General features: G+C 49.2%; 15 protein-coding genes and 1 riboswitch. All 15 genes read left to right on the top strand.

Features of this window, described 5'->3' with window-relative positions:
- Nucleotides 1-1771, top strand: a 1771-nt coding sequence (locus tag WH37_RS27600; RefSeq protein ID WP_046233883.1) for a condensation domain-containing protein, incomplete at its 5' end; no start/stop codon positions are given.
- Between the two features lie 119 nt (nucleotides 1772-1890).
- Nucleotides 1891-5172, top strand: a complete 3282-nt coding sequence (locus tag WH37_RS27595; protein ID WP_046233871.1) for a non-ribosomal peptide synthetase — start codon at nucleotides 1891-1893, stop codon at nucleotides 5170-5172.
- A 103-nt stretch (nucleotides 5173-5275) separates the two neighbouring features.
- A complete protein-coding gene (locus WH37_RS27590; protein ID WP_082111031.1) occupies nucleotides 5276-6997 on the top strand; it encodes an ABC transporter ATP-binding protein in 1722 nt (573 codons plus the stop codon).
- Nucleotides 6994-8775, top strand: a complete 1782-nt coding sequence (locus WH37_RS27585; protein WP_046233869.1) for an ABC transporter ATP-binding protein — start codon at nucleotides 6994-6996, stop codon at nucleotides 8773-8775. The genes WH37_RS27590 and WH37_RS27585 overlap by 4 nt, the downstream gene beginning before the upstream one ends.
- A 302-nt stretch (nucleotides 8776-9077) precedes the next feature.
- Entirely contained in the window at nucleotides 9078-9383 is a 306-nt protein-coding gene (locus tag WH37_RS27580) for a pyruvate kinase alpha/beta domain-containing protein (protein WP_269431352.1), read from the top strand.
- A 270-nt stretch (nucleotides 9384-9653) separates the two neighbouring features.
- Nucleotides 9654-10982, top strand: coding sequence for an SPFH domain-containing protein (locus WH37_RS27575; RefSeq protein WP_046233867.1), 1329 nt, complete (start codon nucleotides 9654-9656; stop codon nucleotides 10980-10982).
- A 124-nt stretch (nucleotides 10983-11106) separates the two neighbouring features.
- On the top strand, nucleotides 11107-11556 hold the full coding sequence (locus WH37_RS27570) for a hypothetical protein (protein ID WP_046233866.1): 450 nt from the start codon (nucleotides 11107-11109) through the stop codon (nucleotides 11554-11556).
- Between the two features lie 48 nt (nucleotides 11557-11604).
- Complete coding sequence (locus WH37_RS27565; protein WP_156182397.1) at nucleotides 11605-12165, top strand: hypothetical protein; 561 nt, start codon at nucleotides 11605-11607, stop codon at nucleotides 12163-12165.
- Nucleotides 12166-12336: 171 nt separating this feature from the next.
- Nucleotides 12337-12678 carry a hypothetical protein gene (locus WH37_RS27560; protein WP_046233864.1) on the top strand — a complete coding sequence of 114 codons (342 nt, stop codon included), beginning with the start codon at nucleotides 12337-12339 and terminating at the stop codon, nucleotides 12676-12678.
- Between the two features lie 85 nt (nucleotides 12679-12763).
- Nucleotides 12764-13294: a hypothetical protein gene (locus WH37_RS27555; RefSeq protein ID WP_046233863.1), complete on the top strand. Its 531-nt coding sequence runs from the start codon at nucleotides 12764-12766 to the stop codon at nucleotides 13292-13294.
- A 95-nt stretch (nucleotides 13295-13389) separates the two neighbouring features.
- Nucleotides 13390-13911, top strand: a complete 522-nt coding sequence (locus tag WH37_RS27550; RefSeq protein WP_046233882.1) for a DJ-1/PfpI/YhbO family deglycase/protease — start codon at nucleotides 13390-13392, stop codon at nucleotides 13909-13911.
- Nucleotides 13912-14186: 275 nt separating this feature from the next.
- Nucleotides 14187-15350: a response regulator gene (locus tag WH37_RS27545; protein WP_046233862.1), complete on the top strand. Its 1164-nt coding sequence runs from the start codon at nucleotides 14187-14189 to the stop codon at nucleotides 15348-15350.
- 89 nt (nucleotides 15351-15439) lie between these two features.
- Nucleotides 15440-15973: a hypothetical protein gene (locus tag WH37_RS27540; RefSeq protein ID WP_052737256.1), complete on the top strand. Its 534-nt coding sequence runs from the start codon at nucleotides 15440-15442 to the stop codon at nucleotides 15971-15973.
- A 358-nt stretch (nucleotides 15974-16331) separates the two neighbouring features.
- Nucleotides 16332-16416: riboswitch (cyclic di-GMP riboswitch) on the top strand.
- 13 nt (nucleotides 16417-16429) lie between these two features.
- On the top strand, nucleotides 16430-17245 hold the full coding sequence (locus WH37_RS27530) for a transglutaminase-like domain-containing protein (RefSeq protein WP_046233860.1): 816 nt from the start codon (nucleotides 16430-16432) through the stop codon (nucleotides 17243-17245).
- Between the two features lie 282 nt (nucleotides 17246-17527).
- On the top strand, nucleotides 17528-23398 hold the full coding sequence (locus tag WH37_RS27525; RefSeq protein ID WP_046233859.1) for an SdrD B-like domain-containing protein: 5871 nt from the start codon (nucleotides 17528-17530) through the stop codon (nucleotides 23396-23398).
- Nucleotides 23399-23491 lie beyond the last annotated feature (93 nt).

Raw genomic sequence — 23491 nt, 5'->3', positions numbered from 1 at the left:
CAAACCGCTGACGGTGAGCGAGCTAAGAGGAAGGCTGTCGCAGGAGATGCCGGGGTACATGATTCCGTCATACTTCGTGCAGCTGGAGAAGATGCCGCTGACGGCGAACGGGAAGACGGACCGCAAGGCGCTGCCCGCGCCGGAAGGAAGCGTGAATACCGGTGCGGAATACACCGCGCCCCGTACACCGCTGGAAGAGCAGCTCGTGCGGATTTGGCAAGAGGTGCTTGGAACGGAAAGGATCGGAGTGAAGGACAATTTCTTCGATCTGGGCGGCCACTCCCTTCGTGCGACTGTGTTGGTAAGCAAGCTCTATAAAGAGATGAAAGTCAATCTGCCGCTGCGGGACGTATTCCGGCTCCCGACCATTGAGGAGATGGCGAAAGCGATCGCCGACATGGCGCAAACGACCTATGCATCCATACCGGCCGTTGAGGAAAGGGCGTACTACCCGCTATCCTCTGCGCAAAAGCGGCTTTACATTCTGCATCAACTGGAAGGCGCGGAACAAAGCTACAACATGCCGGAATTCATGACGCTTGAAGGTCCGCTGAATCGTGAGCGGTTTGAAGAGTCGTTTAGGAAGCTGATCGCACGGCATGAGATTTTGCGCACCGGCTTTGAGATGGTGCACGGCGAACCGGTACAGCGGGTGCACGCGCAAGTGGAATTTGAGGTGGAGTACGGGCAGGCTGACGAAGAAGAGGTCGAAGACATTGTCCGCGGTTTCGTCCGCACCTTTGATTTGAAGCATCCGCCTCTGCTTCGCGTAGAACTCGTCGAGCTGGAGCCGGAGCGCCATCTGCTGATGGTGGACATGCATCACTTAATTTCCGACGGTGTCTCTATGGGGATTTTGGTGGATGAATGGTCCCGACTCTATGCAGGCGAGGAGCTCCCGCCTTTGCGGATTCAGTACAAGGATTTTGCCGTATGGCAGCAGCACGAGGCGCAGCGCGAACGCATGAATAAGCAGGAGGGGTATTGGCTGCAGGCGTTCGAAGGGGAACTGCCTGTGGCAGATTTGCCAACGGATTACGAACGGCCTTCTGTTCGAAGCTTTGAAGGAGCACATGTCGAATTCGAAGTCGATTCCGAGCTTGCACGGCAATTAAACCAATTGGCGTCAACCCGCGGGAGCACGCTGTATATGGTTCTCCTATCCGCCTATAACGTGCTGCTCTCCAAATACAGCGGCCAGAAAGACATCATTGTGGGGACGCCTGTCGCAGGAAGAACACATCCGGATTTGGAGCCGCTGCTCGGGATGTTTGTCAACACGCTTGCCATCCGCAATTATCCGGCGGGAGACAAGACGTTTGCTTCCTTCCTGGAAGAAGTCAAAGAAACGACACTGGGTGCATTCGAGCATCAAGACTATCCTTTCGAAGAGCTTGTAGAACGGTTGGATGTGAAACGGGACGCAAGCCGCAATCCGGTGTTCGACACGATGTTTGTCATGCAGAATACCGAGGATCGTGAGGCCAGGTTTGAAGCGCTGCACTTGACCCCGTACGTTCTTGACCATACGAATGATGCGAAATTCGATCTTTCATTGTTTGTAGCGGAAGATAACGGAGTCATCACGGGCGGCTTCCAGTACTGCGCTAAGCTGTTCAAACCGGCGATGATCCATAAAATGTTGAAGGATTTCCTGTTTGTGTTGTCGCAGATTTGCGAAGACCCGAACATCCCATTAAACCAAATCCAATGTCATGCGCCTTCGGCAAGCCGCAAAGGCTCGTTGGAGGACATTGAATTTGCATTCTAGACAGAACCGAAGAAATACACCGTCTATACCCGAAATATACCCGAAAGAGTGTGTGTCCGTCTTGTTCCGGGGGCACACACTCCGGGTTTTGTCTGACATCAGTATGGGGAGGGATAATAATGAAGTCGGTGTTTGAGAGGGAAGAGGCCTATTGGAACGAAATATTTGACGCCGAAGATAGTATGAGCTTCTTGCCGTACAGCAGCCCCGCCAATAAGGGAACGAGCGTGAATGCTGCGTCCAACATAGGTGTAATCTGCCGCACACTACCGCAGGAGCTATCGGCGAAAATTCTCTCGCTGGCGAATGGATCGGACATGGCCGTCTATCTGATCGTAATGGCTGGAGTCAACGGGTTGCTCTACACCTATACTCACCAAGAACATACGATTGTGGGCATGCCCGCTTACAGCGAGCCTGATGATGGAAATCTGCCGACCCAAGATGTTCTCTTGATTAAAACTAGGGTGAATGGTGAGAGCACGATTAGAACGCTGCTGGGCCAAATCAAGTCGTCCGTCAGCGGAGCCATAGAGCATCAGCATATTCCGTTTCGAAAAATGGTTCGGCCTATGAACGTAGAGTACAATTCGCTTGGCGAGCCCGTTGTCCCTACAGTGGTCTCGTTTGCAAACATACATACGGATGCCGGGAAGAACAAAACTTGGACCGACACCTTGTTTCAGTTTGAATCGATGCAGGGCTCCATGGTATTGAATCTAAGCTTCGACTCCACCCGATACGACCAAGATTTTATGGTCAAGGTGACCGATCATTACATTCGGCTTCTTTCTGGCATTTTGTTTCAACCGGATCTGGCCGTCGATAGAGCGGACATCTTGTCTGAGGCCGAGGTGCATGAGATTCTTACCGTATTCAACGATACGGATGCGGATTACCCGAGAGAGAAGACGATTCACGAGTTGTTTGAGGAGCAGGCGGAGCTTCATCCGGATGCGGTCGCGGTCGAGTACGAGGACGAGCGTCTGACGTACCGCGAGCTGAATGAGCGGTCGAACCGTCTGGCGCGTACTCTGCGCAGCCAAGGCGTAGGGGCGGATCAGCTGGTGGGCATTATGGCCGAACGTTCTCCTTCCATGGTGATCGGGATTCTCGCGATCCTGAAGGCGGGTGGGGCGTATGTGCCGATCGATCCGGAGTATCCGGAGGAGCGCATCCGCTACATGCTGGACGATTCGGGAGCCGGTGTACTGCTGCTGCAAGCGCATTTGCGGGACAAAGCGACCTTTGCGGGCGTTTGCCTGTTCCTGGATGACGAGCAGACCTACGCAGCGGACAGCGCGAGCCTCGTCTCGGTTAACCAGCCGAACGATCTGGCCTATGTGATCTATACCTCGGGAACGACGGGCAAGCCGAAAGGCACCTTGATCGCGCACAAGAACGTCGTCCGACTGCTGTTCAACAGCAAGAACCTGTTCGACTTCGGCTCTTCCGATACGTGGACCTTGTTCCACTCGTTCTGCTTCGACTTCTCGGTGTGGGAAATGTACGGGGCGCTGCTGTATGGGGGCAAGCTGGTGATTGTGCCGCCGATGACGGCGAAACAGCCGGCACAGTTCTTGCAGCTGCTGAAGGAGCGTGGGGTCACGATCCTGAACCAGACGCCGACGTATTTCTACCAGCTGCTTCGCGAAGCGCTGGCGGAGAGCGGGCAGACGCTGAGCCTTCGAAAGGTCATCTTCGGAGGAGAGGCGCTGGCGCCGCAGCAGCTGAAGGACTGGAGGAAGCGTTACCCGGCTACGCAGTTGATCAATATGTACGGGATCACAGAAACGACGGTACACGTGACCTACAAGGAAATCACCGAGGTGGAAATCGCCGAGGGGAGAAGCAATATCGGAAGACCAATCCCGACGCTGAAGGTGTATGTGCTGGATGGCAACCGCCGATGCGTGCCGGCGGGAGTGGCTGGGGAGATGTATGTGGCCGGAGAAGGTCTGGCGCGCGGGTACTTGAACCGCCCAGAGCTGACGGCGGAGAAATTCGTGGACGATCCGTTTACGCCAGGAGAGCGGATGTACCGATCGGGGGATTTGGCGAGATGGCTGCCAGATGGCAACATCGAATACATGGGACGGATCGACCATCAAGTGAAGATACGCGGGTACCGGATCGAGCTTGGGGAAGTGGAAGCGCAGCTGTTGAAGGTGGAGTCGGTGCAGGAAGCGATCGTGATGGCGCGAGAGGATGAAAGCGGGGAGAAGCAGCTGTGCGCGTACGTGGTAGCGGACAAACCGCTGACGGTGAGCGAGCTAAGAGGAAGGCTGTCGCAGGAGATGCCGGGGTACATGATTCCGTCGTACTTCGTGCAGTTGGAGAAGATGCCGCTGACGTCGAACGGGAAGACGGACCGTAAGGCGCTGCCCGCGCCGGAAGGAAGCGTGAATACCGGTGCGGAATACACCGCGCCCCGTACATCGCTGGAAGAGCAGCTCGTGCGGATTTGGCAAGAGGTGCTTGGAACGGAAAGGATCGGAGTGAAGGACAATTTCTTCGATCTGGGCGGCCACTCCTTAAGCCTTATGCAATTGATTCAAAAAGTGTATGCCGCAATGGGAGTCGAAATCTCACTCCACAACATGTTCCAGAATCCGTCCGTCGAAGCGATGGCTTATGAGATCTGGCAATCCGGGCTTGAGGGACACAGCGGCAACCGCTTTATGAAACTCAACGAGAACGGACCGATCAACGTCTTTTGCTTTCCTCCGGGGGGCGGATATGGCATAAGCTATATGGAACTTGCGAAGAAGCTGGATGACCGCTGCGTGCTTTACGCCATAGATTTTATAGACGATACGGATGGCTTCAAGGACATCCCAGACCGTTATGTAGAGGAGATACTCCGCGTGCAGGAAGGCTCGCCGTATGTGCTGCTGGGGTATTCGTTGGGCGGCAATCTGATGTATGAGGTGGCCCAAGCGATAGAGAGGAGAGGCGGCCGCGTCTCCGACCTGATCATGTTGGACTCCCCGTATAAAAAATTCGAAACTCCGATGGACGAAGTGGAGAGTGACATCAAGGAAATTCTGGAGCCTGCCGAAGGCGAGGAGAAAGAATTGCTCGACAACCCATTCATTCGCGAACGCGTGGAGCGCAAAGTGCGGGCGTATCTGACGTATGGAGCGAAGCTGATTCACTCGGGCACGGTTCAGGCGAATATTCACGGGCTAATCGCGGAGGGTTCCAGAGAGCGTGGAGCGCTTGAACATAGGCCGTCATGGCAGGAAGCGACCCGGCAAAACTACGAGGAATATCAGCTCGCCGGGGTTCACGAGCAGGTGTTTGCTCCTGAATACGTGGAAGAAAACGCGAACGTGATTGGTGGCATCGTCCAACACATTATTGAGCGGAAGATGGAATCTCATAAGGTGCCGTTTTGAAGTCGAATAACCCTGCGCATACCTTGAAAGGGGACAACATGTGGTGCAAGAGCGAAAAGACGGATTGACCCTGTGGAAATCATTTCTATGGATATGGACATATATGAAAACTCACATAGGCTGGATGATCGTCGGAATTGTCTCGGCCATGGCGGCAGCGCTGATCGAGATATGGATAGGCAGTTTCATTCAAGATTTAACGACTCGTGCGGAGAATGGGGCAGGGCGGCTTGTCTTGTCCATCGTTTTCACAGTTTTTGCCGTCATCCTAATCGGCGTTCCTGCGAAGTATTTTATGGCGTTCGGCGTGGAGCGAAGCAGCGCCTTGACCATAAGAGATATTCGCAATCATCTGATGAATCATATCGGAAAGCTGCCTGTTCATTATATCGAAAAGCAGCACTCCGGAGATGTGTTGTCGCGATCCAGCAATGACCTGCAGGTCATCCATCAATTCATGAGTCGAGATTTGGCGCAATGGTTTTACCATCCGATGTTGTTTATCGGCTGCTTCATCTATTTGATTTGGATTCAGTGGCAGCTCGTATTGTTCAGTCTTCTGCTTCTTCCTATATCCTTGCTTGTATCGCATTGGGTCGGCAAACAAATGCAGCGACTGACGGAAGAGGTGCAAGAGCATACGGGGCAAATGAACGCTATTGCGCAGGATACGCTGGGCGGAATGCCAATTGTGAAAAGTTACCTGCTCTCAGGAATGCTGCTTCGTTCGTATCAGTCTTTGCTTCAATTGACGCTGCTCAAGAAACTGGCCTTGCGAAAACGGGAGGCTTGGGTTGATCCGCTCTTGTTCTCGTTGATGCTAAGTCCGATTATCTTTGCCGTGATCTACGGCAGCTACTTGATATCCATAGGAAAGTTTGGCGCCGGAGAATTGATCGCCTTTTTGTATCTGCTTAATTTATGCCTGGAGCCGCTGGATCACATCCCGACTCTGATTACGAACACCTTTCAAATGACTGGGGCTTTGAAGAGGGTGGCCGAAATGCTGAAGCAGCCTGCCGAAAATCTGGAGGGGCATTCGATTGCAAGAACGGATGATCCGCCTGTCGTATTCGATAACGTTACGTTCGCTTACGATAACAACGCCCCTGTGCTGCGAAATCTCAGCTTTACGGTAGCGGCAGGGAAAACCGTTGCGCTGGTCGGAGAGAGTGGCGGGGGAAAGAGCACGGTGTTTAAGCTGCTATGCGGATTTTATCCCTTGCCTGCTGACCAAGGAACGATTCGAATTTTCGACCAACCAATTCAAGACAGCAACCCAAATGAGCTTCGTTCTTGTTTTTCGGTTGTTACCCAGGATGCCTATTTGTTCAGCGGCACGATTGCCGACAATATTGCTTACGGACGGGAGCATGCGACGATGGACGAGGTGATCGAGGCGGCGAAGCTGGCTAATGCGCATTCGTTTATCATGGAGCTTCCCGGCGGGTACCAAGCCGAGGTAGGAGAGAGGGGGGGGCTTCTGTCTGGCGGACAGCGCCAGCGGATTACCATTGCGCGCGCGTTCCTTAAGGACGCGCCTATCCTGCTCTTGGACGAGCCTACATCCGCGCTGGATACGGCATCTGAATTGTACGTTCAGGAAGCACTGAAAGTACTCATGAAGGACCGAACAACCATTGTGATTGCGCACCGACTGTCAACCATCGAGAAGGCGGATGAAATCTTGGTCATGGAGCGGGGCGGGATTGCAGAGGCTGGCAATCATGGCGAGCTGCTAGCGTTGAACGGCTTGTACGCCCGTTCGTATCATCAGGAGTTTACCACCGCTCTTGTGAAGAGTAGAGAGGTGGTCTTCTTATGAAAGTGGCTGACATAGTCTCCCATGCAAAGGAACTTGGCCATATCCTAAACTTTATGAGCAAAAGAAGCAAAATTCGTTATTTCACTGGCCTTAGTATAAGCACGACCATTCAAAGTTTGTTTTTGGTATCATTCAGCCTAGTCGTCCAGGGTCTGGTGGATTTTGCGGTGACGCAGGATACTTCGCTGATGTATCGTGCCATTTTTATCTTGGCCGGCTCCCTGTTTCTCGTGAATTTCGTCGCTCCGTTTTTTTCCTATATGTTTCGCAGCAGCGTGGAGTTGACGATGGCGGATATAAGGGAGCGTCTGTTTGTCAAGCTTTGCAAGCTTCGGTCGAGGTATCTGGAACAGACACACAACGGGGATATCCTCTCTCGGATGAACAACGACGTGACCACTTTGGAAGTGACATACACAGGCGTTTATTTCGTGCTGCTGCTGCAATTCGTATTCGGTGTGGGCTCGCTTGTGACGATGTTTGTCGTTCATTGGCCGTTTGCGTGCGCTTCGCTTGCCATTTTGCTGGTTTCCTTTGCGATCAGCGCCCGGTTTGTACAGCAGATCCGCACACTCTCCGAGCAATCGCTCCAGCTTCTGGCCAGGATGACGGGGAAATTCTCCGACTTTATCGGAGGGATACAGCTTGTGAAATTATTTCATATCCAGCCGATCTATGCGCAGTATGCAAGCTTGAATGAACAAGTAACGAGAGTAGCCACACAAACCGCCAGAAAGAATGGTATGCTGGCCGCCGTAAATTATTTTGTCAGTTATGTGACATTCTGCGGAATCATTGCCATAGGCAGTCTGCTCTATACCTATGGCCTTATTGGAATGGGAACCGTAGCGGCGCTGGCCGTGCTTCAAATCAATCTGACCCACGCCATTATGAATTTCGGCACGACGCTGTCCATGGCGCAGAACTCGTTGGCGGGTGCGCAGCGTCTGCAGCAATTATTGGACGAGCAAGAGGAGCCGGAGCAAATCGGATCTCGGCAAGAGGATGAGACTTCGTTTAAGACCTTGTCTGCATCTTCGCCTGCCATGGTGGAGTTTCAGAGCGTAGATTTTTCCTATCTGCCAGGCAAAAAAGTTCTGAGCGATGTATCTTTGCGAGTAGCTCCAGGACAAATCGCCGCGATCGTAGGCAGCAGCGGCAGCGGCAAAAGCACACTGATCAAGCTGCTGCTGGGCTTCTACCCCATTGACGGCGGGGAACTTCTGATTCAAGGCAAGCCGCTAGGACATTATACCTTGGACGAGCTTCGCGCACGCATCGCCTATGTGCCGCAGGATGCCTTCCTGTTCAGCGGAACGATCGAAGAGAACATTCGTTACGGAAATCCGCAAGCCACGGAAGAGGAGATCATAGAGGCGGCCAAAGCGGCGCATGCGCATCATTTTATTGAGGAGCTGCCCGAGCAGTATCGGGCGCAAGTGGGGGAGCGCGGGAAGTCTTTGTCAGGCGGTCAGAGACAGCGGATTGCCATTGCCCGCGCATTGCTCAAGAACGCCCCGATTTTGCTGCTGGATGAGGCAACGTCCGCCTTGGATTCCGAATCGGAATATTGGGTGCAGCAGGCCCTCAACCAATTGATGGAAGGCCGCACGACCATTCTGATCGCTCATCAGCTCAGCACCGTGGAGAAAGCGGATCTGATCATGGTCATGAATGAGGGAAACGTTGTCGAACAAGGCACGTATCGGGAATTGCTTGAACGAGGGGCCTACTTCGTGAAATTATACGGTAGCACGGAATTGAGTAGGAGGGGATGACGAACCCCCTGATCTCTCACCCCCGTACATGCGGGGCGCATACGGCGGCGGTTCATAAAGGTTAACGAATGAACTGGCAAAGAAACGCATAACTGTGGTATGTATCTTCTGAACCGTTTTTTTCAGTAGGGTTGTCATGCAAAAACTCAACTTGAAAAATATCGGGTGACAAGAGCTTGGATTGAAAAGGGATGTTGCTTAGGGACTATCCATTCCATTGTTTTTGGTTCAAGGTTTCCAGATGCCTCAACTACAGCAATGTAGTGTCTTATTTTGCAGGCGATATCGTAGTCCTCCAATAAATTTCCCAGCTTCGTACGGAAAGCGGCTTTACGGCGCGGATGGTATCCAAATATCGCCCGCAATCGCCAGTTATCGCGATTACTTCCGACGAGAAAATTTTGCCGCTGCTGGCGCTGCTATGGGGCGTTATTCCGGTGAAGAGCACGAAGACAGGCACGACGGACGAGCTGCTGCATGCTGCAATGGCAGATGCGGAGCAAACGGGATTGCTTGCTGAGGGAGATTTTGTCGTCATTACGGCAGGAGCGCCTGTTGGTCTATCTGGTACGACGAATTTGATCAAAATCGAGCAATATGGCGTATAGCCGCAAGCCTAAACGATAAGCTGAACGTAAGCTAAACGATAAGACATGGATGATAGACTGGCCTAGGTGGGGCAGGATTATCGATCCATGTCTTTTTTCTTATGTATAGGTTTGCGTAGTAAAGTCGAAAGCTGGCGAAATTCGCTCAAATATGTGGAATATGGAACATAATTTTGTTGAAAAACAGGAAAATTGTTCTTATTATTAAATGTATAGAGATAGAGGCTTTAATAGGATTTGAAAATGTCAGCATGGTAGAGGTGAGAGGGAATGGCTATAGTAGAGGTGGTCAAATACGACGGCTCTCCGGACGTATACGCTTGGAAATATCCGAATGCAGAGCTAGGAACTTGGACGCAGCTCATCGTTAATGATACGCAAGAGGCGCTGTTATTCAAGGGCGGTCAGGCACTCGATTTATTCGGGCCCGGCAGGCATACGCTCAGTACGCTTAATATACCGATTTTAAACCAGTTGGTTAACATTCCTTTTGGCGGGAGATCGCCGTTCTCGGCCGAGGTGTGGTTTGTGAACAAGCAGGTATCTCTCGATGTGAAGTGGGGAACGGCGTCGCCGATTCAATTGCAGGACCCGAAATACAATATTGTCATTCCGGTTCGGGCTTTCGGCCAGTTCGGCATTGCGATTGAGGATTCACGTCGGTTTTTGTCCAAGCTGGTCGGAACGTTACCACTGTTTAATCAGGACACGCTGTCCAAACATTTGCGCGGCATGATTATGATGAATATTAATGAGCTGCTGTCTTCCTATCTTGTGTTCAAAAAAGTGAGCCTGCTTGAAATCAACGCCTATATCGGCGAAATTTCCAAGCATGTGGAGGAACGGGTTGGCGCGCTGATGCAGCCATTCGGCATTCGGCTCGTTAATTTCTTCATTGATTCGATCAGTACGCCGGAGGATGATGCTTCGCTGAAACGGCTGCGCGAAGCGCTTGCGCGCAAAGCAGAGATGGACATTATTGGCTACAACTACCAGCAGGAGCGGACCTTTGACACACTGGAGGGTGCAGCGAAAAATGAAGGCAGCTCGCAAGCCGGCGTCATGGGCGCAGCGCTCGGACTTAGCATGGGAGCAGGAATTGGCGGCATATTCGGCAATCAATTTGGGCAGCTGGGCGAGCAGCTGTATGGAGCCCCAGGAGCAGCTCAGGTTTGTCCAAGCTGTCAGAGCCGCAACGATGCGCAGGCGAAGTTCTGCAACAGCTGCGGCAAAGGGTTTGCTGGCAGTTCCGCCGGGGGTCAGGCGGGAGCGCCGAGACCGATTCATAATTGCGATAAATGCGGCATGCCGCATCGGGAAAATTCCAAGTTTTGCGCCAACTGCGGCGATTCTTATAATCCTTGTCCAAGCTGCGGCACGGATTGTGCGGAGGATGCAGTCAATTGCAGCGCTTGTGGCGAGACATTGCCGCGTCCATGTAGAGGCTGCGGCGAGCAAGTGGCAGCCAGCGCCAAATTTTGTCCGCATTGCGGCACCAGCAACAGCAGCAGCCAGCAATGTCCGGGATGCCGTCATGAAGTGCAGCAAGGGCAGAAGTTTTGTCCGGAATGCGGGCATGGACTGGCTGGCAGAGTATAGCTCATATGCAGCTCGTGTGCAGTCCATGGGAGAAGCAAGCATTGGGCTGCGGCAGCTATCAAAAGCAGCGAATTACTGAGAATAAGCCATAACAATGTTGCTGCTTGGAAAGAGGGAAAGCGTCATGAGTTTGCTGTTCCGCATATTTGGAGTGGGATCTTTACTTATTGTGGGCTATTTGTTAGGGGATTTCGATAATAGGCCAAGCTCGCTTTTATTTACACAAAAAGTAGGATTATATATATTTGGAGCGATTCTTCCTGCTTTGTTCTTTTTTATGATGGCGTATTTTTTTGCCAAAGGGGAGAAGAAACGTGATGACGCATGGGTCGCAAGCATCCGGGCGACCCATGCTACCATACAACAGAATACTTATGAAGCTAAAAAAATGGCCGATGAAATGAGGCATGCCCGGTTGCAGAGAGAGCAGGCAAGGGAAGGCAGCGCTCCAGCGGGCAGCTCAGGGCAAGGGAGAAAGTCTGTTGCTTGCCCGAGCTGTGGCAGTCATACGATGCTATGGCCTAAACAAACGATATTGTGTGAATATTGCCATGCAAATATTGTATACCGCTAAGTGGAATGGTTCCTATGCCATGAGGAGCGAAAGACGGGGTGAATGGAAATGGCAGCTGGTTTTTGGCACAAGGCAATTGGCGTATTGTGGGCTGCTTTAGGTCTCATCATATATCCTAATACTTTGCCTCAGTCGGGCTATGGAGTCGATGGCATCATAGCCTCTTGGATTGTCTTCTTTTTATTTCCTGGTGTTTCCCTTATTTGTTTCGGGGTCAGGAAACACAGGCGTTTTAAATGGAAGCAAAAATATTTAGATGAACAGGAGCCGTTTCTTCTCCAGTTTAGATTGGAAATTCAAAAGCTGGAGCATGAGCAGGAGCTTGGAAGAGAAGAACGTAAACAAGCAGAAGAGGCCGAAGAGGCGGCTAGGTTAGGGGCTGAGAAGGAAGCGACGCTGGCGGCTATGCGTGCAGAAACGGAGGCAGCGGCTAGGCGCGAAGCCACCAACCGTATAACACCGCCCCCACCTCCACCGTCGTCTACGCCTCCACCACCACCGCTCATGCCCAAAAATATCAGCTGTCCGGGCTGCGGTGCGAGAAAGGTACTGCAGCCTATGCAGAGCCTGGAATGTGAGTATTGCGGAACGGTGCTGGTGTACAGTTAGTGTGAGCCGTGCCTGCACGGCAGGCAGGAGCGAAGGAAATTAGAGCAGCAAGCGTTTAGCCTATGTAGAGGTTAACGGATGTTGCTCTTTTTATTTAGCTCTTGTTCCTTATTTCGTAGCTGTTCTTCGCTTCAAATGGTTGTGACAACTAAGGGAGGAGGGCATATAAATATGAGTGGGTTATTCAAAATATTAGGTATTGGATGTTTTTTTGTTGCTGTATTATTTTTGGAGGTATATGCCGATGAGTCAAGCTCTATATCAATTGGGCAAAAAATAAAAGATTATGCGCTGCAAGCTGTGCTTCCAGCTACGTTTTGCTTCATTATGGCAAAGTTGTTCGCAGAGAAAGCAAAGAGACAGGAAGCTGAGTGGGAGTCGAAAGTTCAGATAGAGAAGTCTCGACTAAAGCAACAGATACGTGATGTGAAGAGAAGAACTAAGGATATGCGCGTTACAAGATTAAAAAGAGAACAGGAAGATTATAAAAACTCGGATAATGTGCTTGAGTAAAAATAAAGCACCTCGAAATTTAACTGCTGGTTCAAGCTATGTGAATAATCTTTTTAAATGAAAACGAAGGCGAGGTGATTAAAAAATGACTGCTGGTTTTTGGTTAAAGGCAATTGGTGCATTTTGGATTGTGCTAGGAGTGATTTTATGTTTGCCTAGCCTATTAGAAAAAGGAGATTGGTTCGAACTAGCAATCGTTTGGTCGGTGTTATTTTATTTTCCTGGATGGTCTTTATTTCACATAGGTGGAGTTATACATAAACGTTTAAATCGTAATAAGGCATATATAAAAACGATGGAGGCATTGACATTAAGACTGCATTTGGAAAACCAGAAATTAGACTACGAGAAAGGTCTAAATGCAGAGGCGAGGAAGTCTCGAAAACAGAGAATTGAGTCCACCGAGGGAGTCGTGAGCAAAGCCGTTAGACATGAAAACAATCAATCTAAAAATGTTGATCATACCGATCACACAGTACCGCACGAGGCAGAACGAAACTCACACCCACTTACACCTAAAACGGTTAGCTGTCCAAGCTGTGGCGCTAGAAAGGTGTTGGAGCCTCAACGAAGTGAGGAATGCGACTATTGCGGGAGGATGCTCATGTATCATTAATCGTATCTGAGCATCAGAATTTGTTTGCGAATCCTTTTTTTAGGGTAAAGTAACATATAGCCCAAACAAGAAGGAGCGTGTAAATGATGACGCAAATGAAGAAGGTGGCTTTTCTACTGGCCGATGGTTTTGAAGATTCAGAAATGCAAAATCCGTATGATGAAATGGTGAAAAATGGCCATGAGGCGGTTATTATAAGCTTGCGCAGCAATGAGGAATTAAAGGGCAAGCAGGGTACAATTGCCTACAAGTCGCATCTTGCGATTAATGAGGCGAAGGCAAGCGACTATGCGGCGATTATTATTCCTGGCGGTGCATCACCCTCCCACTTGAAAGAGGATGCATCCGTGCATGCTTTTGTCAAAGAGGCTGATGAAAAAGGCATTACCATCGCTGCCATCTGTCATGGCCCGCAAATTTTGGCGGAGGCCGGTTTGCTGCAGGGACGTACGCTGACGGCTTATCCGGAGCTGGAGCAGGAAATGCAGGCAGCCGGTGGCCATTTTCGCAATGAGGAAGTCGTGGTAGATCGCAATTTGATTACTTCCCGTACACCGGAGGACGAGCCGGCCTTTATTCAAGCCACGCTTGAACAGCTGGGCGTCAACGCCTGGTAGACTCTCTAGCAGAAAAGCCGGACCGTTCATTCCATCCATTATCGATGCGAGTTTTGCCCGCGGGCAAAACCAAAACCGCAGATCGCAAGAGCAGCAAGCGTTTAACCTACCTGAGGTTTAACGAGTGCTGCTCTTTTTGCTATGAAAATTTTCCTAAATTTGTAACGACTATTCATGCCAAATGATTGCGGCAACTATTTAACTGCATTATAATTGTTGTCAGCATGGCAGAGTTTGTGAACGAGTGGTTATTTCGTATATTAAAGGAGTAAAGCATGAAGGTTATCCTTGTAGATGATGAATGCCTCGCTTTGGATTACTTGGAGCGACAACTCGTGAAATTAAATAACGTAGAGGTTTTGGGGAAATATGAGGATCCGATGACCGGGAAAGAGCGGATTTTGCTCGATCTCCCGGATGTTGTATTTTTGGATATTAATTTGCCTGAAGTGAGTGGCATTGCGCTTGCTGAACAGCTGCTTGAGGTCAGGCCGGAGCTGAATATCGTATTTGTAACCGCTTATGATGAATATGCAGTGAAAGCTTTTGAGCTGAATGCGCTGGATTATGTCGTCAAGCCGATCCATCCTGAGCGTTTAATGAAAACGATGGAACGGATTCAGAAGCGGCTGGATTCGTTTGCGAAGGATAAAGAGCGGACTGTACAGCTAGTGAAAAATGCGAATGAGGAGCAGCATCTGGTTTTGCAGCTATTGGGCCAGTTCAGTGTGGAATTTTCCGGGAAAAAGGATGCAGCCATACGTTGGCGCACGACGAAGGCGCAGGAGCTGTTTCTGTATTTGCTCCAGCATCGCGAACAGCTTGTAAGGAAATCGATATTAATCGATTTGCTATGGCCTGATAATGGGACGGAAAAAATATATGCCCAGCTGTATACGACGGTGTACCACATTAGGAAAACGCTTGATCAGTTTGGGAAGTGCTTTCACATTGCCAATACAACAGAAGGATACATATTGACGCTGAATCAGGTTGTGCTGGATGTGGAGGAATGGGAGCGGGGCATTGCCGCCGCACCGCCGCTAGCGGCTGCAACGCTTGCGGAATACGAGAAGGCTATGAATCTTTATAGAGGCGATTATTTAAAGGATTATGATTATTGGTGGGCGGAGAGCGAGCGCCAGCGCCTGAAACGCTTATGGCTGAATACTTCCTATCGCTTGGAAGCATGGCATGTCGAGCATGGCCAGTTGGATAAAGCAATTGCTGGATACATTCGTATTATCGAGGAGCATGCTCAAGCGGAAGAGGCTTATTTTGCCTTAATGCAGCTGTATGCGTCGAAAGGGAATCATCTTATGGTTAATCAGCAGTACAGTGCTTTAACCGCTGTGCTGATGGAAGAATTGAATGAGCAGCCAAGCGCGTACATTACAGAATGGTATAAAGAGTGGAAAAGCAGCGTTAGCGCGTTGTAAGGACTATTTTGTAAAATTTGATGGATTAAACAGAGATTTTGTCGAGAAATTGTAGAGTTGCCCTATTTATAATGGAGGAGCAGGTGAAAATGGAGACGGACAAGCTTTACGGACTTCATTTTCAAAAAATAGCATGTTCAAAGGAATGGTTGAAGAAGATGATGATAACCGAGAAGCGGCAAATGAACGTCATTCGCCATTTTCGCTATCCTGAGCTGGCTTGCTGTATAAGCGAGGGAGCCCAGCACCTACGACAGCTGAATTTGAATCAAATGACCGATTATACTATCGTTCGTGGCTTTTATACCCATCATAGAGGTCATTTTATTGGTATTACAGCTACTTCTGAGGGGCCTTTGTTTTTTTATGACAAGCAATGCTTTAAGCTTTCGGAAGGGAAATTTATGATTACTCTGGAGCATGACGACAAGCGGAACACGTTCTCTTTTTGGTGGGACGGGGTGGAAATATGTCGCCTGAACTACCAGCGTCAGCTTTATCAGTATAATGAGGGAATCGTAGATGATGATGGTATTCGTGATTTTTTTGCTTGGCTTTATTTGTCGACAGGACCGAGGAAGTTTTGGAGATTCCAAAAATTTTATACGGTCAAAAGCAGCTAAACGCTGGTTCGGGTATCGGAATTTTATCAGCCGAAAAGGATTGATAAAACGCATGATGGAGCTGAAGTGGAATGGGCGCGGAACATTTGAAAGAGTTTCAAAGCTTGAAGCATGAGGATGAAATGAGGTATATGCTCCTGCTAAGAGATGTAAAGGGAATGCTTAAAGAAAGGAAAGAAGAGCCTTTTATGAAAAGATTAAAGCGGAGATGGATGAAGAAAAACCGGAAAATACAAGCCTCAGCTTGGAAATAAAAAAGCTTTAACGTATTGTTTATTGCAAATAATGGGTATATACTAGAGACAATTAAAGTTTAATATAAGGTAGTTTATCTACCTAACACCACTTACAAAACTTTACACGATAACGGCAAACCTGTCGAAAGGCAGGGACGCAAAGCTAAAGGGCCTTCTCTATTATTAGATGGCAGCCTAGCCACCGAAGGGAGTTTTTTTTATGCGCAAAAGTTTAACGATTATGATTTTGCTTGCGATGATCCTGTCTGTGTTCCCCCAAGCAGCTGCTCAAGCGGCCGCAGCAACTGGGACAAGCTGGCTCGATGAATCCAATGTGGATAAAGGAAGCATCGGTATTCGTTATGAGGTCAAGTCGGGCGTAGATACGAGGCTGGTTGTAGCCAAAGGCGGTAAAAATTATACGTATTCGCTCCGGGCAAATCAGTCTGAAGAGTGGTTCGCGCTTCAACTGGGCAATGGAGATTACACGATTACATTATTGGAGAACGTGAGTGGAACCAATAAATATAGAGCAGTTCAAACAGCCAAAGTTGCCTTGAATCTCAGTGACAGCAGCCTCGTTTATTTGAACTCCATCCAAAATATTGACTGGAGCAGCAACAGCAAAGCGGTTAAGAAAGCATTGGAACTGACTAAGGGTAAAAAGACGGATACCGAGAAGGTAACGGCTGTTTACAAGTATATTGTGGCGAATATTTCTTACGATCATCAGCTTGCAGCTAAAGTGACTAACGATTATTTGCCTCAAATCGATCGTACGTTTAGCTCCCAGAAAGATATTTGCTACGGCTATGCAGCATTAATGGCGGGCATGCTTCGCAGCTTGGACATTCCAGCTAAAATGGTGACGGGCAAAGCGTCCGATGTACCGAGCTATCACGCCTGGAACGAAGTATATTTGGACGGTAAATGGATAACGATCGATACGACGCTTGATGCTGGCATGAAGAACAGCAAGAAAGCGGGCAAAATGATTAAAGACAGCTCGCGTTATACGGCAGCTAAAGTTTATTAAACGTATATAAGCACATATAAATCAATAGTGACGCAAAGAAGCTTCGTCTATCCTACATGGGATGGACGAAGCTTTTTTGCTTTTATTTAGGCTGTCGAATGAGGGGGAGCTTGTAAAGTTTTTGTACAGTTGGGCTAGATATAATTTTCTTATTTCAATGCAAGGAGGAAGAGAATGGAAAAAGACGTGGCAATCGTAGGGTAATGTTTTTGTACTAGGCTTATTGGTATTCACAACAAGAAAGCGACTAGAGGAGATAGAGAAAAAGAGAGGATTGATAAGATGCCCGCAAGTAGACAGAGAGCGGTCAGGCACAAGATTTCCTGGATCATGCTGCTCGTTTTGCTGCTGCAAGCCGCATTACAGCCATTCGCAGCTCCGATACAGGCAGCAGGTCCGATTACAGGACTGACTTTTACAAAGACAGCCAGTGTGAGCACCGTTAATGTAGGAGATACCTTCATGTATACGATCTTGTATCAGGCGGATGGTGCGACTCATGTTGGTAAGAACGTAACGATTGTTGATTCGGTACCGGCACAATTTGAAATTGTGGATGGCTGGGAGGATGGAGGCTGGGATACGAAAAACGGCCAAACTTTGACCGTCAATGCGCATCCACTGCCTTCCGGTACTTCGGTGAAGCTGGAAATTCCCGTGAAAGCGAAGCCGACTGGCTCAAGCTCGGTTGTGCCTACGACGAATACAGCGACGATTACACTCGTTGATTCGGCAGAAAGCACGACGGCATCGGCGAATGTAACGATTAACGCGGACCCGAATCCGGTAGCTACACCAACGCCTACAGCAACACCAACGGCGACACCTACTGCCTCAACCTATGACAAATGGTGGGCTTACAAAAGCCAAGACACAGGATTTGGCGGCGTTCCGATTATTGGCGGTGCGGTTGAGTATACGGTAGGCATTAAAGGAGAAGCGGGCAATACGAACCCTGGCAGCTTGAAAAATGCGACGTTAGTCGATACGCTGCCGCCAGATGCCGTATATGTGAGCTCAACAGAAAGCGGTGTCTATGATTCAACGGCTCGTACGATCACTTGGTCGAACATTGAGCTTGCTTCCGGACAGTCTTTCGAAGCGAAAGTATCGGTCACCTTCCCTGACAATTTAGGGTATGGTCATCCGACCGGAACACCGCTGGAGCGCAAAAACAACGTTGAAATTTTGAGCGGCTATACGCTCGAAGGAGGCGGCTCGGTCACTGATCCTGACGCTGATGTGACGACTAAATTTGGAGAGCCGGTTTCCGGCGTTTCCGGTTTAACCAAGTCGCGCGTTTACCAGTATCGCTGGCATGGCCAAACCCAGAAGTTCAACATTGGTGGCATCAGCAACACGGGGACGAATGTAAATACCTCTTTATCGAACCTGGTTCTGACAGATGTGCTGCCTGCGGAAATGGACTACAGCAGCATTAAAATGCCAAATGTTTTCACATCCCAGCTTCGTTATAAAACAAGTGATGGCGTGACTGAAACTTGGCATGCGTATAGCGGCAGTCTTGCGCCTAACGGCACAATTACAGTGAGCACGACAGCTGGTACAAACCGCATTGTGCTAAATGCTGGCGAATATTTGGTTGCCTTGGAGTGGTCGTTCAGCACCCTAGCTCCAGGCGGTACAATTGGCGGCATTGAAATTACAGGAACCGTTAGAGATTTTGCTAATGGTACGAATGCCCCTGTCGTCCACGGCGATCAAGTAACGAATCAAGTCTCACTGGATTATCAAGCACTGAATGTAGCCATTCCGGGCCAATGGGATGACAAGCCTCAGAAAACGGCTCAGGCTGATTTTAACATCAATAATGAGAAGCCATGGCTTGTTGCTAATAAAGCGATTGGAGCGGGAAATTTCCGTCCATTGAGCACGGTGCCATTCACGCTAACGGTTCGCAACGATATCAAAGCAACGGGACCTTATGTTAATCCAGTTGTCTATGATTTATTGCCAACAAGCTTTGATTATTACACCAATCCTAAAATAGCCGATCCTGCTGCGGCGCTGGCAGCCTCGTTTACGTTTACGGGCACGCCTGCTGGAGCAAGCGCTCCACAGCTTGAGCTTGTTGATAAAAACTGGAACGGTACTGGACGGACTCTTGTCAAATGGTCATGGTCCGATGGCACCTCTTTTGCTCCAGGCACAAGCTTTGAAATCAGCTATAAAGGCGAGGTTCGTGCAGGGACGCCTCAAGGTACTACCTATACGAACGATATGTATATTACTACAAGCGATCCAAATACAGAGTTCTGGCATACAGGAGATTCCGCACAGGATAATCCGCAAAGTCTGCCAGCGTGGCAAACACGAAACAATACGCTTAAAGATGCAGTGATGGGCTTTGATCCAACAGCGGGAACGGATGAATTTTTTGTTCATTCCTCTGCGAATGTAACTGTACGCAAAGCGTCGCTCGTACAGTCGACAAAATGGAATCAAGGCGATCTGGAGCCTATTTTCCGGGCATCAGATGATGCTTCGTATTCTGGAGAACCAGCTGTTCCCGTACAGCCATTTGATTATGCTGGCGATATTGAATACACCGAGTACCCGCGTTACAGCGTAACGTATGAAGGTGGAACAGCGGATTATAAATTGGCTGTTCGCAATAGCGGTAATACGAGACTAGGCGTCATTGATGTGCTGGATATTTTGCCGCATGTAGGCGATAATGCGCTGCGCGTCAACAGTGGTTCGCCTTATGAGGCAAGGGGTTCCCAGTGGCAGCCTAACTTGGCGGAAGTACTCTCGTCCGGCAATAAAACCTTTACATCCTCAGCGGCAGCGGGGAGCAGAACGGTAAACTACACGCTGTCCACGTATTACAGCAAGTCGGTTAATCAAGAGCAGGTTGTCAACTTCACGAATGTGAATGACAGCAAGCAAGGCTGGATTGAACAAGGCAATTACCAAAAGGATGATTTGACAGACATCAAGTCGCTATACTTCCAGCTGTCGAACATTGTAGGCAGTGATGGATCGGCTGGACTTGCGCCAGGCGACTATATTGTATTGGATTGGAAAATGGATGCCCCTGTAGGAGCTCCGACCAATGAAGTAGCTTGGAACTCTTTTGCCATTCAGGCAACTGAAATCGGTGCAGGCAATGATGAAGGCAGCAAAATGCTTCCAACAGCGCCTAACAAAGTCGGCTTCCTGATTCACCCGAATAACGAGCATGTACCACTTGGCGAAATCGGCAATTTTGTCTGGTTCGACAGCAACCGCGATGGCACGCAGGATGAAGAATATCCGGGCGACAGCGGCCAAGGTGCAGGTATTAACGGTATTACCGTAAATCTGTACAAAGCGGGTGAAACGACACCATTCAAGTCAAGCAAGACGGGCTATCATTATAATGGAAGCCCAGGCTACTATTTGTTCCAGGGACTTGAGGCTGGCAATTATTTCGTAGAGTTTGTGCTGCCGGATCGCTACATGCCAACGACTGCAAATGTGAATGGCGCAGATCCGAGCCACTCGAATGACAATGACTCCAACCTGGTAACGAAAGGTGCTACTGTAGACGGTTATACGCCATATCGTACGGATACGATCAGCCTGGGTACAGCTGGGAAAATTCCGACAATCGATTTGGGTTTAATCGAAACAGCATCACCTACTGGCGATTCTTACCCTTCCATCACGTTCGAGAAAGAAATTACGAGCGTGACGCAAGGCTCCTCCACGATTGCTCCTTCGCAGCAGTATGTAGTGGTAGGAAACGATGTGCATTATAAGCTTACTTTGAAAAATACATCTTCTGTTACTTTGCATAATTTTAGAATTTCAGATGAGCTTGATAGACTGCAAGCCGGCTTTGAGTTTACTAAGCTGACGTATAATGGCGAGGAAATTGCCTTGAATGGCGGCAGCCACGGCAGACCAGACATTATTGGTCAACTGGTAAGCACCGGTACGAAACCGTCTATCGTCATTAAAAATCTGGCAGCAGGAGCGGGACTAACGCTTGAAGGCGTATACCGCGTCACGGATGCAGATTTGGATTTGACAGATTTAGATAATGTAGCAACCGTATATTACAATGAATCCCCTGATCCAATTAAGGATGAGGCCAGCGTTCCGACAGCAGGGCTCAAGATCGAGAAAAAGGGCAGTGCAGTCGCTGTATCCGATACAGCAGCAGGAAGCTGGATTAACTACACGGTTAAAGTAACGAATACAGGCAAGCGCGATTTAACGAATGTTGTGATTACCGATACGAAAGTATCCGGTATACCAAGCATTCCATCGCTAAAATCAGGGGAATCGAAGGAATTTACGTATTCCTACCAGGTAACGTCTGTAGAGACAGCAGCGGCTTCCATTATCAATGTGGCTAAAGCGGTTTCGGAAGAAACGCCGCCAGTGACGACTCAGCATGAAATACCTGTCGTTTCGGATGAGCGTGGCTCCATCGGTAACTATGTATGGCTTGATCGTAATGAAGATGGCCTGCAAGATGCAGCGGAAACAGGCATTAATGGCATTATCGTTAAGCTTTATGACGATGCAAACCATTTAGTGGCCGAGACCGTTACGCATGATGAAAATGGCAAACCAGGGTTTTATTTATTTGCTGGATTGCCGCAAGGCGACTATCATGTTCAGTTCGTCATTCCGGCAGAATACGGCGTAACGAAGCCGGAAGCTGGAGCGGCAGATGTGGATTCCAACAAAACGGATGGCCAAGGAATAACCGAGGTCATTACGATTGGACCAGCAGGCTGGAATGATCTGACGATTGATTTGGGTCTTGTTTCACGCGGCGAAATCGGGAATTATGTATGGCTCGATCGCAACCGTGATGGCTTGCAGAACGAGGATGAGAAAGACGGTATTAATGGCATTGGGGTTAAGCTGTATAAAGGCAGCAGCACGGGTACACCTGTAGCTGAAACTACAACAGCGAATGATGCAAGCGGCAAGCCGGGCTATTATTTGTTCGATAATTTGCCTGCAGGCGAATATTATGTTCAATTCGTTTTGCCAAGCGATTATGTAAAAACAAGCGCTGAGCAAGGAGTGAACACGGCTCTTGATTCTAACGCAACGGATGCAGACGGCATAACAGCCAAAATCGTTATTAACGAAACGGCCGGCTGGGTTGATCATACGATTGACCTTGGCGTAGTTGCCAAAGGGGTTATTGGCAATTATGTATGGTTTGACCGTAATGACAACGGCAAGCAGGATGAGCTGGCAGCGGATGGCCGCAATGGCGTTACCGTACAGCTTTATGATCAAAACAAACAGCAAATTGGAGAAACCATTACAGCAAATGATGTGAGTGGAAATCCTGGTTACTATTTGTTTGATCAACTTCCAAGCGGACAATATTTTGTGAAATTTATTGTGCCAAGCGGCTTCACCGTAACGAAAGCTGAGGCAGACGGCGCTTCTGCTGAGGAAAATTCAAACAAACAGGTAGATGGATATACAGAAGTTATTGTTATTGGTGAAGGAGCGCCGCGTGGCTGGGAAGACCTAACGATTGATCTTGGGCTTATTAATATGCCAGTTAGTCCAGGTGGAAACTCGGGCAACCCATCAGGACCGACGCCGACACCTACACCTACACCAACAGCGACACCATCTCCTACACCAACGCCTGCTGTAACGGAGACGCCAACACCTTCGCCAACGCCGGTGGCTCCAAGTCCTGATCAATCAGGCACACCGACGCCAGCACCAACAGCGACTCCTGTAGTAGAGAAAGATAAGACACAGGAAAATACGCCAGTTGAAGGTAAAGTTGACGTACCAAAAGGTGGAAATGTAGACGTTGGCAAGCAACCTGAGCATGGACAAGTAACGGTTGACGATAATGGACAATGGGTGTATACGCCTGATCCAGGCTATACAGGCAAAGATGATTTCTCTATTATCGTAAAAGATGCTGACGGAAACGAAGAGGAAATATTGTTCGAAATTGATGTGGATGAAATCCCGCTCGGGGTAGTGGAGGATTCGGATTCAGATGGAGATGGAAATACGCCAGCACCGAATAACCAAGGCACACTTCCGAAGACAGGGGAGTCCAGTCAATTGCCAATCCAGCTCGCAGGTGCTGCATTAATTGCACTCGGAGCTATATTGCTTAGAAAAAAACGCTCACGTTCCTAAGTGTGATGCAGCAAGCTACATCAGAGTAGAAGAAATTTGATACTCTGCGTATACAGCCTCCAAAACGAAGACTTTTCATTCGTTTTGGAGGTT

It is taken from the genome of Paenibacillus algorifonticola (assembly GCF_000971975.1).
Lineage (GTDB): Bacteria > Bacillota > Bacilli > Paenibacillales > Paenibacillaceae > Pristimantibacillus > Pristimantibacillus algorifonticola.
This window is presented reverse-complemented; position numbering and strand designations above follow the sequence as displayed.